The following is a 14,495-nucleotide window of genomic DNA, read 5'->3' as shown; positions in this document are numbered from 1 at the left end:
TCTAGCTGGGCATTTTTTATTGCAAGTTAACCTTGTTTTTCAAGATGTAGTAGGTTCCGAGGTAATAGATCGTCGCTAGAACGAGATCACGAATGATTTCTACTCCAATCATCGTATGAAAGTCATTTTCAATTCGTAAGAAGAAGGTGATATAACCAATAACGATGGCAATGACGATATAGGCTAGAATCCCCATAGCTGTTCGATACTCATTAAAGAGTTGACCGATCGAGATTGCGAGGTAGATGGACAAGATCCATGTAATCGAACCGACAAGTAGTGAAACCACATAAAGTCCACCGTAACTGAGGTAAGGGGAAATGAAGTTATAGAAGGCAGTGAAGTCTTTTTCTATTGGTGTTAAGAAGATGATGATCAATATACTCAAGATAAAGACGATATAGCTTAAGATGGACCAGACAAGGCCGCCTAAAAGTTTTGCGGTGATGATTTGGTGCTCAGAGACAGGCAAAGTCAAGGTCAAGTAACCTTGGCGATCATAGACACTGCCCTTAAATCTTCGGATGATTAAAAAGATTGTTGCAATCCAAAGAGTGACGCTGAGTCCTCCAAATACCAAAATTAAAAATCCTAATAGGTAGGAGGGATCATTACCATAACTAGTGTAGTGCTGACTGATACCAGAAAAGGATATTCCAATCAAAACTGAAATTGCAAGTACAGCACCGTAGAGTGCAAGATACCATTTATTGATATTTTTAAATTCATAACGAACTAAATTCCAAAACATAATAATCTCCTTTGCTTAGGCTTTAAATTCCTGGCGGAAGAGCTGGTCAATTGATTCGCCTGACTCGTAACGAATATCATCAACATTTCCTTGGCGGACGACTTTCCCGTCTTTGAGGAAGATGATCTCATCCAAGATTGGCTCAATATCTGAAATCAAGTGGGTTGAAATCAGTACTGTTGAGGTTGGTGAGTAGTTGTTGATGATGGTATTGAGGATATAATCACGGGCAGCTGGATCCACTCCACCGATCGGTTCATCGAGGACATAAAGACGAGCTTCGCGGCTCATAACCAGAATGAGTTGAACTTTTTCCTTGTTCCCTTTTGATAGTTTCTTGAGGCGGTTGTTCTCATCAATGCCAAGATCAGCTAACAGGTGTTGGGCTCTTTCGAGATTAAAATCCTGATAGAAGGTTTTAAAATAGGTTAGAGCATCTTTGACCTTCATCTCTTCATTGAGATAAGTTGTGTCAGGCAGATAGGAGACAATAGCCTTTGTAGCAGGACTTGGATCCAATCCGTTAATGAGGACACGTCCTTTATCTGGCTGAAGAAGACCATTGATCAGTTTGATCAAGGTTGTTTTTCCGGATCCGTTTGGTCCGAGGAGCCCGACAATCTTTCCGGCTGAGATCTCTAGTGAGATATTGTCAAGTGCCGCAGTTGCTCCATATGATTTTGATACATTTTCAAGTGCTAGTAGTGTCATAGTCTTAAACTCCTTTAATATAGTCGCTTAATACATTTGGCAGTTCTTCTTTTTTGTAGCCAAATTGAAGCATGCAAGAGACGAATTGTTGTAGCTGCTCCTCGGAAAGTTGTTTGCGGGACTGAAGGATGAGGTCCAAATCCTCGGTGACAAATCGACCAGTTGTCCGCTTGCTGTATACAAATCCTTCACGTTCGAGGTCAGACAAGGCGCGCTGAATGGTATTAGGATTAACCCCAGCCTCGCTCGCCAAATCTCTCACGGTAGGGAGCTGTTGATTGGGTTCCAGTTCATGGGAAACAATCTGTAATTTGATTTTTTCCATAATCTGTAAATAAATCGGTTTTGTATTATCAAATGACCAGGACATCATAGTCTCCTTTCTTTGTCTTGCTTGTTCTAATCAAATAATACAATAAAACAAAAAACTTGTCAAGTAAAAATAAGAATTGTTTTGGGAATTGCTCAAAAAATGGTATAATGAAAAGAAAACGACAAGGAGGGAAATGCATGCGTTGTCCAAAATGTGGGGCTACCAAGTCTAGTGTTGTTGATAGTCGACAAGCCGAAGAAGGAAATACCATCCGTCGAAGACGTGAGTGCGACGAGTGTCAGCATCGTTTTACAACCTATGAACGAGTAGAAGAAAGAACGCTGGTTGTCGTCAAAAAAGACGGTACGCGAGAGCAGTTTTCGAGAGATAAAATCTTTAATGGGATTATCCGCTCAGCCCAGAAGCGTCCTGTGTCAAGTGATGAAATCAACATGGTGGTCAACCGTATTGAGCAAAAACTCCGTAGTCGCAGTGAGAATGAGATCCAAAGTGAATACATTGGTTCTTTAGTCATGGAAGAATTGGCAGATCTGGATGAGATTACCTATGTTCGTTTTGCCAGTGTTTACCGTAGCTTTAAGGATGTGAGTGAGTTGGAGAGTCTGCTCCAGCAGATCACCCAGTCTTCTAAGAAGAAAAAGGAAAAATAGATGAAACCAAATGACCGTTTTTCTTTTATAAAGAATAATCGGGTGTCGCAAGATACCTCTTCTCTGGTACAGTGCTACCTCCCGATTATCGGTCAGGAGGCACTGAGCCTCTATCTATACGCCATTACCTTTTGGGATGGAGGGCAAAAGGAGCATCTCTTTTCCCATATTCTCAACCACTTAAACTTTGGCATGCCGACCTTGCTCCAATCCTTTAAAATTTTATCTGCTTTGGATTTGTTGACCCTTTATCAGAAGGGGGAGAACTATGAATTACAGCTTCATTCTCCCCTAACTAGTCAGGATTTTTTAAGTCATTCTGTCTATAGTAGATTATTAGAGAAAAAGATTGGTGATGTAGCTGTTTCTGTTATGAAACAGGCACCAAGTGAGGGAGAAGCACTCTCTGTTTCTTTGAGCCAAGTCTTTCCAACCCTGACTGAAGAAGTGACACCAAGCGAGTCTAAAAGCAAGTTAAAAAATGATTTTGACTTGGAACATTTCCAGTGCCTGATGGCTCGAGATGGCTTGCGTTTTGAAGACGAGCAGGCGGATGTTTTGGAATTGTTTGCCATCGCAGATGAAAAAAAATGGACCTGGTTTGAAACCTATCAATTAGCCAAGGCGACTACAGTGGCTCAGGTTATTTCAGTCAAACGCATGCGTGAAAAGATAGCACAAAAACCAGCTACTTCTGACTTTAGCCCCAAAGAAATGACCATTATCAGGGAAGCCAAAAATAAAACTCCCCTACAATTTTTAGCGGAAATCAAGCAAACGCGTAAGGGGAACATCACCCAGAGTGAGCGAGAACTCCTTCACCAGATGGCGTCTTTAGGCTTGTTGGACGAAGTCATCAATATCATCTTGCTTCTAACCTTTAACAAGGTTGATTCGGCTAATGTCAATGAAAAATATGCCATGAAGGTCGCAAATGATTATGCTTACCAAAAAATTCGAACAGCAGAAGAAGCTGTGCTTCGGATTCGAGAGCGTCAGCAAAAAGGGCAAGAGGAACAGAAAAACAAGGCCAGCTCAACTAAGACAAATGTTCCTCAGTGGAGTAATCCAGAATACAAGAATCAAACCAGTGAGGAAACTCGTCTGGAACTAGAACGCAAAAAACAAGAAATGTTAGCCCGATTAGAAGAAGGAGGAGACTAGATGGAAAGTGTTGGTGATGTAATCAAACGTCAGACAAGTCGTTTTCAGTATCAGGACTTGGTCCAGCAGATTATGAAGGACCCCGATGTAGCGGCTTTTATCCAGAAAGAATCCCTCAGCCAAGAGGAGTTAAATCGTAGCATCTCCAAGTTCAACCAATATATCACAGAACGGGATAAGTTTCTTCGTGGGGATGCTGACTATATAGCTCGTGGCTACAAGCCTATCTTGGTCATGAATCACGGCTATGCAGATGTATCTTATGAAGAAACACCAGAGCTAATCGCGGCTGAAAAAGAGGCGGCCATCAAGAATCGTCTCAAGTTGATCAATCTACCAGCAAGTCTCAAGAAAGCGAAATTGGCTCAGATTGACCTAGATGACTTAGGACGTTTGCCTATTTTTGAGAGACTCTATGCCTTTGTTGACCTTTACCCAAGTATCCGAAAAGGCCTCTATCTTTACGGAGACTTTGGTGTCGGAAAGAGCTTCATGATGGCAGCCCTGGCTCACGACTTATCTGAAAAACGTGGTGCTTCAACAACCATTCTCCACTATCCAAGTTTTGTCATTGATGTGAAAAATGCCATCGGTGAAGGATCTGTGAAGACCCTGGTGGATGACATCAAGTTAGCAGAAGTCTTGATCTTGGATGATATTGGTGCAGAGCAATCTACCCCTTGGGTGCGTGATGAGATTCTCCAAGTTATTCTCCAGTATCGCATGCAGGAAGATTTGCCAACCTTCTTTACTTCCAACTTTAATTTCCAAGATTTGGAAAAACATTTTGCTAAAGGAAAGAATGGAAATGATGAGACTTGGGAAGCTAGACGGGTCATGGAACGGATTCGTTATTTAGCAGAGGAAACAAGACTAGAAGGAGAAAATCGCCGATGACAGAAACCATTAAACTGATGAAAGCTCATACTTCAGTTCGTCGCTTTAAGGAGCAAGAGATTTCTCAAGAACACTTAAATGAAATCTTGACTGCTACTCAAATGGCGTCATCTTGGAAAAATTTCCAATCTTACTCTGTGATTCTTGTACGCAGTCAAGAGAAGAAAGATGCTTTATATGAATTGGTTCCTCAGGAAGCTATTCGCCAGTCAGCAGCCTTTTTGCTTTTTGTCGGTGACTTGAACCGAGCTGAAAAGGGAGCAAGCCTTCATACGGACACTTTCCAACCTCAAGGGGTAGAAGGTCTCCTTATCACGTCTGTGGACGCTGCGCTTGCAGGGCAAAATACCTTGCTTGCGGCTGAGAGTCTGGGATATGGTGGTGTGATTATCGGTTTGGTCCGTTACAAGTCAGAAGAAGTGGCAGAGCTTTTTAACTTGCCTGACTATACCTATCCCGTTTTTGGGATTGCCCTTGGCGTGCCAAATCAACAACATGATGTCAAACCAAGACTGCCTTTGAACCAAGTGGTATTTGAAGAAGAATACCAAGAACAGCCAGTTGCAGCGATTTTGGACTATGACAAAGTACAGGCAGACTATGCTGGTGCGCGTGCGACAACCTCTTGGAGTCAGCGTTTGGCAGAGCAGTTTGGTCAAGCCGAACCTCGTTCAACTCGGAAGAATCTAGAACAGAAAAAGTTATTGTAGAAAGTGAGAAAACATGGCCTTACCAACTATTGCCATTGTGGGACGTCCCAATGTTGGGAAATCAACCCTATTTAATCGGATCGCTGGTGAGCGGATCTCAATCGTAGAAGATGTCGAGGGTGTGACACGTGACCGTATCTATGCAACGGGTGAGTGGCTCAACCGTTCTTTTAGTATGATTGATACAGGAGGGATTGACGACGTCGATGCTCCCTTCATGGAGCAAATCAAACACCAGGCAGAAATTGCCATGGAAGAAGCAGATGTCATCGTCTTTGTGGTGTCTGGGAAAGAAGGGATTACAGATGCGGACGAGTACGTAGCTCGCAAACTCTATAAAACCCATAAACCTGTTATCCTTGCCGTTAACAAGGTTGACAATCCTGAGATGCGAAATGATATCTTTGATTTCTATGCGCTAGGTTTGGGTGAACCATTGCCAATTTCATCTGTCCACGGTATCGGTACGGGTGATGTGCTGGATGCCATCGTGGAAAATCTACCACATGAAGTCGAAGAAGAAAATCCAGACGTGATTAAATTTAGCTTGATTGGTCGTCCTAACGTTGGAAAATCAAGTTTGATCAACGCTATTTTGGGAGAAGACCGTGTGATTGCTAGTCCAGTAGCTGGAACAACGCGTGATGCCATTGATACCCATTTTACAGATACAGATGGTCAAGAGTTTACCATGATTGATACAGCTGGTATGCGTAAGTCTGGTAAAGTCTATGAAAATACGGAGAAATACTCTGTCATGCGTGCCATGCGTGCCATTGACCGTTCTGACGTGGTCTTGATGGTTCTCAATGCCGAAGAAGGAATCCGTGAGTACGACAAACGTATCGCAGGTTTCGCCCACGAAGCTGGTAAAGGAATGATCATCGTGGTCAATAAGTGGGATACTCTTGAGAAAGACAATCATACCATGAAGAACTGGGAAGAAGATATTCGTGAGCAGTTCCAATACCTGCCTTACGCACCGATTGTCTTCGTGTCTGCTCTGACCAAGCAACGTCTCCACAAACTGCCTGAGATGATCAAGCAAATCAGCGAAAGTCAAAACACACGTATCCCATCAGCTGTCTTAAACGATGTCATCATGGATGCCATTGCCATCAATCCAACACCGACAGACAAAGGGAAACGCCTCAAGATTTTCTACGCAACCCAAGTGGCAACCAAGCCACCAACCTTTGTCATCTTTGTTAACGAAGAAGAACTCATGCACTTCTCTTACCTGCGTTTCTTGGAAAATCAAATTCGCAAGGCCTTTGTCTTTGAAGGAACCCCGATTCATTTGATCGCAAGAAAACGCAAGTAAGCCTTGCTTATTTTTCAATAAGAATAACTGAAAAGAAGACTGGTATGTCTTCTTTTTTTCTATAAAATAGGTGAAAAAATCCTGTCAAATCGAAGGAAAAATCTGTCATCAAAATTCAATCATTTTCCTAGCTTTTGTAATCTATTTGTAATGAAAATGCACTTTCTTTGTAAAAATCAAAATGCTATAATTCCTTAAATCAATTTTCCTTTATCAGGGAGGTTATTATGAAAAAAAGCAGATTATTTAAACATAGTTTGTTGGTTCGCTTGCTTGGATTGCTGATGGTCTTTCTCTTCTTGTCAGCATTCACAGCACCTGAAAAACCAGAGTACGGAATCTATGATCCCAATCACTATCTGACTGATGATACAATCAGACTGATCCAAGGCTTGAATAAGGTAAATAGTCAAAAAGCAGAAAAATTCCAAGTGGGCGTTTACGTTGTGAAAAGCCTGGATGGAGAAACAATCGAAACTGTAGCTAACGAAACAGCTAGAGCTTGGAAGATTGGCTACTCGGGAGACAACAACGGCGCCTTGATTGTGGTCGCTGTTGAGGATAGAAAATCACGGATTGAAACAAGCAATAATGTGGCAAGTAAGATCACAGACTATCAGACCAATAGATTTTTGAAAACAGCACGGCCTTACTTTCAAAAGGGAGACTACAGCAATGGAGTTCTTTCTATAGCAAACAATCTCAACTACATGTTTTATAGTGGATCGAGTACGACTGCTTCAAGTTCTAGAAGTAGTTACGACTATGCTACTAATTCTAGTCGTCTAAGAGAAATTGAAAAGTATACCGCTGGGAGTCAATCTTCGAAACGGCATCGAAAAAGTAGCTTCGATGACGGAGCCCTCGGATTTGTAGTTCTGATTTACTTCATCGTCATGATTATTGGATTTATATTTGGAGGTCGTGGTGGTTCTAGTGGAGATGATTCTGGCGGAGGCTGGTGGGGCGGTGACTCATCAGATTCAGGATCCTCTTGGTCAGACTCAGGCTCCGACTCATCTGGTGGCTGGGACGGCGGTGGCTTTGATGGCGGCGGTTCGTCTGATGACTGGTGAGTAATTATATATTGCACAAACTAATTTCTCCATGCAGTAAGGTGACTCCTTTGCAAGAGTTCACTCCTTTATTAAAAATAAAAACAAAGTTTGGGAAATTGATTTAAAATCTGAGTATTTTCTCAGAAAAGTTTATAAAAGAAAGTGTTAAGGTTTTGATATGAAACAAAATAAAGTAATTCTCTCAATAGTGGCGATCTTCTTTGGACTACTAGTTCTGGGAAGTTGTTCCGCAGTGACGACCTATAATGGTCTGGTTGGTGAACAGACTAAAGTGGAGCAGGCTCAGGCAGATGTTTCGACGGCCCTCCAACGTCGTTCGGACTTGATTGGTAACTTGGTGGAGTCCGTTAAAGGACAAATGAATCATGAAACCGAAGTCTTTACCAAGATTGCGGATGCTAGAGCTAAAATCGGTAGTAGCTCAGTAACTTCGGAAGAAAACCAAAAAGCTCAGGGAGAATTGAGCTCTGCTCTTTCCCGCTTGATTTCCTTGACGGAGAATTATCCAGAACTCAAGAGCAATCAAAATGTTGAGCAACTAATGGTGGAACTTTCAGGAAGTGAAAATCGTATCTTTGTAGCACGCAAGGATTATAACAAGGTCGCAGCCGAGTACAATCAAAAGTTGAGAAGTTTCCCAACCGTACTTTTTGCGAATATGATGAGCTTTAAAGAAGCTGAAACCTTCAAAGAAACAGAAGAAGCCAAGACAGTTCCTAAGGTCGATTTTGGAACATCTTCATCAAGTCAATAAAGTGAATTAGACTATGAATAAAGGAATTTCTCTAGTATGACTAGTGATTTCAAACCCGAACCTGGAAAGCTTTTTCCAGGTTTTTTTGGTATAATAAAAGGGAAGAGGCAGTGACTGAAATGGAGGTTTGCTATGGAGAAAACAAAAGCCTTTCTTGAAGCGCACTACAAGAGATATATCCTTAGTATTTTCCTTCTCTGGTTCCTCATGTTTTTCCTTCCTTGGGATTGGCAAATAGGAGGAGTTTCAGTATATTATTTCGTTATGAAAAAACTCTTTGTGGTTTTTGGAGTTTTATCCATCCTATACTCGGTGCTGATTAAAAAAATCAGTCTTCTTATCTTTGGCATCATCTTTTGCTTGGCCTTCTGGATTAATCTCTTTTTGTACTTTGGCTTATTGCCAGCATTTTTGGGAAATTAAACATTAAAAATTGATGGACTAGACGAGCTTCTAGTCCTTTTTACTTTCTTGACAAAATAGTTTGAGAATTGAAAATGATTTTGTTGACGGGCGATCTGTATGATATAATAAGTTCCGTAAACAGAAGATTAAGGAATTTAAAAATGGCGAAAAAAGTAAAGGATTATTATGACTTGGCTTATGCTAGGGATTTGAGTCGACGGTTGCAAGAAGCGTCCCCTGCCTTTGATGAACAAAAATTTAGGCTCTTGCTAGAAAAAGACTTGGAAAATTTGGAGTTTAGCCAGCGTCAAGAACTCTTGGCTAAAAGTATCAAAGAATGTCTCCCCCTATCTTATCAGGACTCTCTCAAGGTTTTTGAGGAAATTTTAGGTCCTGAGCTAGAGGGTGGTTTAGGCATGTTTTCGGAAGGTTATTGGCTTTGGCCCATCGGCAAATATGTAGAGCTATACGGAGACAAGGAATTTGAATTGAGCGCGGCTTTTAGTAAGGAACTAACCAAGCGGTTTACGGGAGAATTTTCCATGAGACCCTTACTGGCTAGCTATCCTAAGGCTACAATGGCCTTGCTGATAGAATGGAGTCAGGATGAAAATTTACGCGTTCGTAGACTTGCTAGCGAGTGCATGCGTATCCGTCTACCTTGGGCTAAGAGACAAACCGTGGTGTTGGATTATTTTGAGGATTTCACCACTATTCTGACCAATCTAAAGGATGATAGAGACAAGTCTATTCAAAAAAGTGTAGCCAATAATTTAAATGATTTATACAAGGAAGACCCTGATAAGTTTGAAAGGATTCTTCAAACTTGGCAAAAGGAGGAGCTAAGTCCAAGTTGTGCTTGGATCATCAAGCATGCCTCACGAACAAAAAACAAAAAAATAGCAACAGAAGATTGATGCAAAAAAAGCTGAATTTTAACTGGTCTTTTCCGTTGTAAATTAAGGATTCTTTCTTGAAAAATAATAGTAAATATGCTAAAATGAAAAGAACATTCTAAAATATTCAGAATTAAAAGTAAGGAAAATCATGGCTAATATTTTAAAAACGATTATTGAAAATGATAAAGGAGAACTTCGCCGTCTAGAAAAGATGGCAGATAAGGTTCTTAATTATGAGAGCCAAATGGCTGCGATGTCAGACGAAGAGCTAAAAGCAAAAACTGACGAATTTAAAGAACGTTACAACAAGGGTGAATCACTTGATTCATTGCTATATGAAGCCTTTGCGGTAGTACGTGAAGCAGCAAAACGTGTCCTCGGGCTTTTCCCTTATAAGGTTCAGGTCATGGGTGGGATTGTTCTTCACCATGGTGACGTTCCAGAGATGCGTACGGGTGAAGGGAAAACCTTGACAGCGACCATGCCAGTATACCTCAATGCCCTTGCAGGTAAAGGGGTTCACGTAGTTACAGTCAATGAATACCTAACAGAACGTGACGCCACTGAGATGGGTGAGCTCTACTCATGGCTCGGTCTGTCAGTAGGGATCAACTTGGCAGCTAAATCTCCAATGGAGAAAAAAGAAGCTTATCTTTGCGATATTACCTACTCAACTAACTCAGAGATTGGTTTTGACTACCTTCGTGACAATATGGTCGTTCGTGCAGAAAATATGGTACAACGTCCGCTCAACTATGCCTTGGTCGATGAGGTGGACTCGATCTTGATCGATGAAGCCCGTACTCCTTTGATCGTTTCAGGTGCCAACGCAGTTGAAACAAGCCAACTCTACCATATGGCAGACCACTTTGTGAAGTCTTTGGACAAGGACGACTATATCATTGACGTGCAGTCTAAGACAATCGGTTTGTCAGACTCTGGTATTGACAAGGCAGAAAGCTACTTCAAACTTGAAAATCTCTACGACATTGAAAACGTAGCTCTTACTCACTTTGTTGACAATGCCCTTCGTGCCAACTATATCATGATCCTTGATATCGACTATGTGGTTAGCGAAGAGCAGGAAATCCTAATCGTCGACCAATTTACAGGTCGTACCATGGAAGGTCGCCGTTACTCTGATGGCTTGCACCAAGCGATTGAAGCAAAAGAAGGTGTGCCAATCCAAGACGAGACCAAGACTTCAGCTTCTATTACCTACCAAAACCTCTTCCGTATGTATAAGAAATTGGCAGGTATGACAGGTACTGGTAAAACAGAAGAAGAAGAGTTCCGTGAAATCTATAACATTCGTGTTATCCCAATCCCTACTAACCGTCCAATCCAACGTATTGACCACTCAGACCTTCTCTATGCAAGTATCGATGCCAAATTCAAGGCTGTTATTGAGGATGTGAAGGCGCGTTACCAAAAAGGTCAACCTGTCTTGGTTGGTACTGTTGCCGTTGAAACCAGTGATTATATTTCTAAGAAATTGGTCGCAGCAGGTGTTCCTCACGAAGTCTTGAATGCGAAAAACCACTATAGAGAAGCTCAAATTATCATGAACGCTGGTCAACGTGGTGCGGTTACTATTGCAACCAACATGGCCGGTCGTGGTACCGACATTAAGCTTGGTGAAGGGGTTCGCGAACTTGGTGGACTCTGTGTCATTGGTACAGAGCGCCACGAAAGTCGCCGTATTGATAACCAGCTTCGTGGACGTTCAGGACGTCAAGGAGACCCAGGTGAGTCACAATTTTACTTGTCTCTTGAAGATGATTTGATGAAACGTTTCGGTTCAGAACGTTTGAAAGGTGTCTTTGAACGCCTCAACATGTCTGACGAAGCTATCGAATCTCGCATGTTGACGCGTCAGGTTGAAGCAGCTCAAAAACGTGTCGAAGGAAACAACTACGACACTCGTAAACAAGTCCTTCAATACGATGACGTCATGCGTGAACAACGTGAGATCATCTATGCACAACGTTATGATGTCATTACTGCAGATCGTGACTTGGCACCTGAAATCCATGCTATGATCCGTCGTACCATTGGCCGTATCGTGGATGCACATGCTCGTTCGAAAGAAGACGAAAAATTGGAAGCAATCTTGAACTTTGCTAAGTATAACTTGCTTCCAGAAGATTCAATTAGCCGTTCAGACCTTGCAGGTTTGTCAGACCAAGCTATCAAAGATGAACTTTTCCAACGTGCCTTGAAAGTCTATGACAGCCAAGTTGCTAAGCTTCGTGACGAAGATGCAGTGAAAGAATTCCAAAAAGTCTTGATTCTACGTGTTGTAGACAACAAGTGGACAGACCATATCGATGCTCTTGATCAGTTGCGAAATGCTGTTGGTCTTCGTGGATATGCCCAAAACAACCCTGTTGTAGAATATCAAGCAGAAGGTTTCCGCATGTTTAACGACATGATTGGATCGATTGAATTCGATGTGACCCGCTTGATGATGAAAGCACAAATCCATGAACAAGAACGTCCGCAAACTGAACACAATATCAGTACAACTGCGACTCGTAATATCGCAGCGCAGCAGGCAAGCCTTCCAGAAGATTTGGACTTGAGCCAAATCGGACGAAACGACCAATGCCCATGTGGATCAGGTAAGAAATTTAAGAACTGTCATGGTAAGAGACAATAATATGAGATAAGATACAGGCGGATACCTGGTAAAAATCATTTTTTGCTTGGTGTCCGTTTGCTTTATAAGGAGATGAATCATGGTATTTAAAGCTAAAAGTCCTAAAATTAACATTGAAGAAGTTCGCGCCTTGTCTAAATTAGAGGGAGCGGCTCTTGCGAGAAAAAATCAACGTGATCAGGAATTGGAAGCCATCATTCGTGGGGAAGACCAGCGTATTCTCTTGGTGATTGGACCATGTTCATCTGATAATGAAGAGGCGGTTCTCGAGTATGCCAAGCGTCTATCTGCTTTGCAAGAAGAGGTCAAAGACCGTATTTTTATGGTCATGCGTGTCTATACAGCTAAACCTCGTACCAATGGAGATGGCTATAAGGGCTTGATTCATCAACCAAATGCGACAGAAGCTCCTAGCTTGATCAATGGGATCAAGGCTGTTCGTCAGCTACACTACCGTGTGATTACCGAAACGGGTATGACAACAGCGGATGAGATGCTTTATCCTGAAAATCTTCCGCTGGTGGATGATTTGATTTCTTATATGGCTGTTGGAGCTCGTTCTGTAGAGGATCAACAGCACCGTTTTGTAGCGAGTGGAGCAGACTTTTCAACAGGATTTAAAAATCCAACATCTGGAAATCTCAATGTCATGTTTAACGGGATTTATGCAGCGCAAAATAAACAGAGTTTCCTTTTCCTCGGTAAAGAGGTGGAAACAACGGGGAATCCATTGTCCCACGCCATTCTTCGCGGAGCCTTGAATGAATATGGGAAAAATATTCCTAACTACTACTATGACAATTTGATGGATACCATTGATCAGTATGAAAAGATGGGCTTGGAAAATCCCTTTATTATCATCGATACCAATCATGACAATTCAGGCAAGCAATATATGGATCAAATCCGTATCGTTCGTCAGACCTTGATTAACCGTGACTGGAATGAGAAGATCAAGAAATATGTTCGTGGTTTTATGATTGAGTCCTATCTGGAAGATGGACGTCAAAATGAGCCAGAAGTTTTTGGTAAGTCCATTACAGATCCGTGTCTAGGCTGGGACAACACAGAAGCACTTGTTCGCGAAATTTACCAAACGCTAGGAGAGTAAGATGGCATTTATCGAAAAAGGTCAAGAAATTGATATTGAAGCAATCAAGGCTGCGACCCAGTTGTCACTTGAAGCCTTGCGAAAGAAAGAAGCCCGCGATAGAGAGCTGGCAGCCATCATCTCGGGTGAGGACGACCGAATCCTTTTGGTGATGGGACCGTGTTCTTCAGACAATGAAGAAGCTGTGCTCGAATATGCTCGTCGTTTAGCAGACTTACAGAAAAAAGTTGCAGATAAAATCTTTATTGTGATGCGTGTCTATACGGCTAAACCTCGTACCAATGGAGATGGCTATAAGGGTTTGGTTCATCAGCCGGATACTTCTAAAGCTCCAAGCTTGATTAATGGTATACAAGCTGTTCGTCAGCTGCACTACCGTGTGATTACGGAGACGGGCTTGACGACAGCTGATGAGATGCTTTATCCGTCAAATCTCGTTTTGATTGATGATCTAGTCAGCTACCATGCTGTAGGAGCTCGTTCAGTGGAAGACCAAGAACATCGCTTTGTAGCGTCTGGGATTGATGCTCCAGTTGGGATGAAAAATCCAACATCTGGGAACCTTGGGGTCATGTTTAATGCTATCTATGCAGCTCAAAACAAGCAAACCTTCCTTTACCACGGTCAAGAAGTGGAAACTTCAGGAAATCCTTTGGCCCACGTTATCCTTCGTGGCGCCATGAACGAATATGGCAAAAATGAACCCAATTTCTACTATGAAACCCTCTTAAATGCCATCAATCGTTATGAGACCATGGGACTTGAAAATCCCTTCATTATCATCGATACCAATCATGACAATTCTGGCAAGCAGTATATGGAACAAATTCGCATTGTTCGCCAAGCCTTGCTGAATCGTGACTGGAATGAAAAGATTAAAAAGACGGTTCGAGGCTTTATGATCGAGTCTTACCTAGCAGACGGTCGCCAAAATCAACCGGAGGTCTTTGGTTGTTCCATAACTGACCCTTGTCTAGGTTGGGAAAATACAGTAGCCTTGGTAGAAGAAATTTATACTACCTTAACAAAATAAGTGAAAAGGAT

The 14,495-nt window shown here is 42.0% G+C and carries 15 protein-coding genes; 12 read left to right on the top strand and 3 right to left on the bottom strand.

From position 1 onward, the window contains the following. Positions 1 to 16: 16 nt before the first annotated feature. Genes A0739_RS00755 through A0739_RS00745 form a run of 3 tightly spaced genes read right to left on the bottom strand, consistent with a single transcriptional unit; the run spans position 17 to position 1,832 of the window. Positions 17 to 751, bottom strand: coding sequence for a hypothetical protein (locus A0739_RS00755; protein WP_061586736.1), 735 nt, complete (start codon positions 749 to 751; stop codon positions 17 to 19). A gap of 15 nt (positions 752 to 766) precedes the next feature. Beyond that, entirely contained in the window at positions 767 to 1,462 is a 696-nt protein-coding gene (locus tag A0739_RS00750) for an ABC transporter ATP-binding protein (RefSeq protein WP_061586735.1), read from the bottom strand. A 4-nt stretch (positions 1,463 to 1,466) separates the two neighbouring features. Next, on the bottom strand, positions 1,467 to 1,832 hold the full coding sequence (locus A0739_RS00745) for a GntR family transcriptional regulator (RefSeq protein ID WP_000119117.1): 366 nt from the start codon (positions 1,830 to 1,832) through the stop codon (positions 1,467 to 1,469). Positions 1,833 to 1,972: 140 nt separating this feature from the next. Between A0739_RS00745 and nrdR the strand changes: the two genes are divergently transcribed. The 12 genes from nrdR (at position 1,973) to A0739_RS00685 (ending at position 14,484) form a co-directional block, all read left to right on the top strand. After that, a complete protein-coding gene (nrdR, locus tag A0739_RS00740; RefSeq protein ID WP_061586734.1) occupies positions 1,973 to 2,446 on the top strand; it encodes a transcriptional regulator NrdR in 474 nt (157 codons plus the stop codon). Then, positions 2,447 to 3,610 carry a DnaD domain protein gene (locus tag A0739_RS00735; protein ID WP_061586733.1) on the top strand — a complete coding sequence of 388 codons (1,164 nt, stop codon included), beginning with the start codon at positions 2,447 to 2,449 and terminating at the stop codon, positions 3,608 to 3,610. Next, positions 3,611 to 4,507 (top strand): primosomal protein DnaI, encoded by an 897-nt coding sequence (gene dnaI, locus A0739_RS00730; RefSeq protein WP_000446491.1) that lies wholly within the window; start codon positions 3,611 to 3,613, stop codon positions 4,505 to 4,507. It begins immediately after the preceding gene. After that, positions 4,504 to 5,217, top strand: coding sequence for an NADPH-dependent oxidoreductase (locus A0739_RS00725; protein WP_000140859.1), 714 nt, complete (start codon positions 4,504 to 4,506; stop codon positions 5,215 to 5,217). The genes dnaI and A0739_RS00725 overlap by 4 nt, the downstream gene beginning before the upstream one ends. 13 nt (positions 5,218 to 5,230) lie before the next feature. After that, positions 5,231 to 6,541, top strand: coding sequence for a ribosome biogenesis GTPase Der (gene der, locus A0739_RS00720; protein WP_061586732.1), 1,311 nt, complete (start codon positions 5,231 to 5,233; stop codon positions 6,539 to 6,541). A 227-nt stretch (positions 6,542 to 6,768) separates the two neighbouring features. After that, the gene (locus A0739_RS00715; protein ID WP_061586731.1) at positions 6,769 to 7,617 is read left to right on the top strand and encodes a TPM domain-containing protein; all 849 of its coding nucleotides are present in this window, start codon (positions 6,769 to 6,771) and stop codon (positions 7,615 to 7,617) included. 160 nt (positions 7,618 to 7,777) lie between these two features. Further along, complete coding sequence (locus A0739_RS00710) at positions 7,778 to 8,374, top strand: LemA family protein (protein ID WP_061586730.1); 597 nt, start codon at positions 7,778 to 7,780, stop codon at positions 8,372 to 8,374. A 132-nt stretch (positions 8,375 to 8,506) separates the two neighbouring features. Then, complete coding sequence (locus A0739_RS00705) at positions 8,507 to 8,797, top strand: hypothetical protein (RefSeq protein WP_061586729.1); 291 nt, start codon at positions 8,507 to 8,509, stop codon at positions 8,795 to 8,797. A gap of 143 nt (positions 8,798 to 8,940) precedes the next feature. Then, the gene (locus A0739_RS00700; protein WP_061586728.1) at positions 8,941 to 9,696 is read left to right on the top strand and encodes a DNA alkylation repair protein; all 756 of its coding nucleotides are present in this window, start codon (positions 8,941 to 8,943) and stop codon (positions 9,694 to 9,696) included. Positions 9,697 to 9,826: 130 nt separating this feature from the next. After that, positions 9,827 to 12,340, top strand: a complete 2,514-nt coding sequence (secA, locus tag A0739_RS00695; protein ID WP_061586727.1) for a preprotein translocase subunit SecA — start codon at positions 9,827 to 9,829, stop codon at positions 12,338 to 12,340. Between the two features lie 79 nt (positions 12,341 to 12,419). Further along, entirely contained in the window at positions 12,420 to 13,451 is a 1,032-nt protein-coding gene (locus A0739_RS00690; protein WP_000231307.1) for a 3-deoxy-7-phosphoheptulonate synthase, read from the top strand. A gap of 1 nt (position 13,452) precedes the next feature. Next, positions 13,453 to 14,484, top strand: a complete 1,032-nt coding sequence (locus A0739_RS00685; protein WP_061586726.1) for a 3-deoxy-7-phosphoheptulonate synthase — start codon at positions 13,453 to 13,455, stop codon at positions 14,482 to 14,484. Positions 14,485 to 14,495 lie beyond the last annotated feature (11 nt).

This window comes from Streptococcus oralis, from assembly GCF_001588645.1.
Taxonomy (GTDB): Bacteria; Bacillota; Bacilli; order Lactobacillales; family Streptococcaceae; genus Streptococcus; species Streptococcus oralis_AB.
This window is presented reverse-complemented; position numbering and strand designations above follow the sequence as displayed.

Coding starts and splice junctions, on each gene's coding strand:
- der (WP_061586732.1), top strand. CDS start 5,231: ATGGCCTTACCAACTATTGCCATTGTGGGACGTCCCAATGTTGGGAAA.
- secA (WP_061586727.1), top strand. CDS start 9,827: ATGGCTAATATTTTAAAAACGATTATTGAAAATGATAAAGGAGAACTT.
- A0739_RS00735 (WP_061586733.1), top strand. CDS start 2,447: ATGAAACCAAATGACCGTTTTTCTTTTATAAAGAATAATCGGGTGTCG.
- nrdR (WP_061586734.1), top strand. CDS start 1,973: ATGCGTTGTCCAAAATGTGGGGCTACCAAGTCTAGTGTTGTTGATAGT.
- A0739_RS00755 (WP_061586736.1), bottom strand. CDS start 751: ATGTTTTGGAATTTAGTTCGTTATGAATTTAAAAATATCAATAAATGG.
- A0739_RS00715 (WP_061586731.1), top strand. CDS start 6,769: ATGAAAAAAAGCAGATTATTTAAACATAGTTTGTTGGTTCGCTTGCTT.
- A0739_RS00705 (WP_061586729.1), top strand. CDS start 8,507: ATGGAGAAAACAAAAGCCTTTCTTGAAGCGCACTACAAGAGATATATC.
- A0739_RS00685 (WP_061586726.1), top strand. CDS start 13,453: ATGGCATTTATCGAAAAAGGTCAAGAAATTGATATTGAAGCAATCAAG.
- A0739_RS00710 (WP_061586730.1), top strand. CDS start 7,778: ATGAAACAAAATAAAGTAATTCTCTCAATAGTGGCGATCTTCTTTGGA.
- A0739_RS00745 (WP_000119117.1), bottom strand. CDS start 1,832: ATGTCCTGGTCATTTGATAATACAAAACCGATTTATTTACAGATTATG.
- dnaI (WP_000446491.1), top strand. CDS start 3,611: ATGGAAAGTGTTGGTGATGTAATCAAACGTCAGACAAGTCGTTTTCAG.
- A0739_RS00725 (WP_000140859.1), top strand. CDS start 4,504: ATGACAGAAACCATTAAACTGATGAAAGCTCATACTTCAGTTCGTCGC.
- A0739_RS00700 (WP_061586728.1), top strand. CDS start 8,941: ATGGCGAAAAAAGTAAAGGATTATTATGACTTGGCTTATGCTAGGGAT.
- A0739_RS00690 (WP_000231307.1), top strand. CDS start 12,420: ATGGTATTTAAAGCTAAAAGTCCTAAAATTAACATTGAAGAAGTTCGC.
- A0739_RS00750 (WP_061586735.1), bottom strand. CDS start 1,462: ATGACACTACTAGCACTTGAAAATGTATCAAAATCATATGGAGCAACT.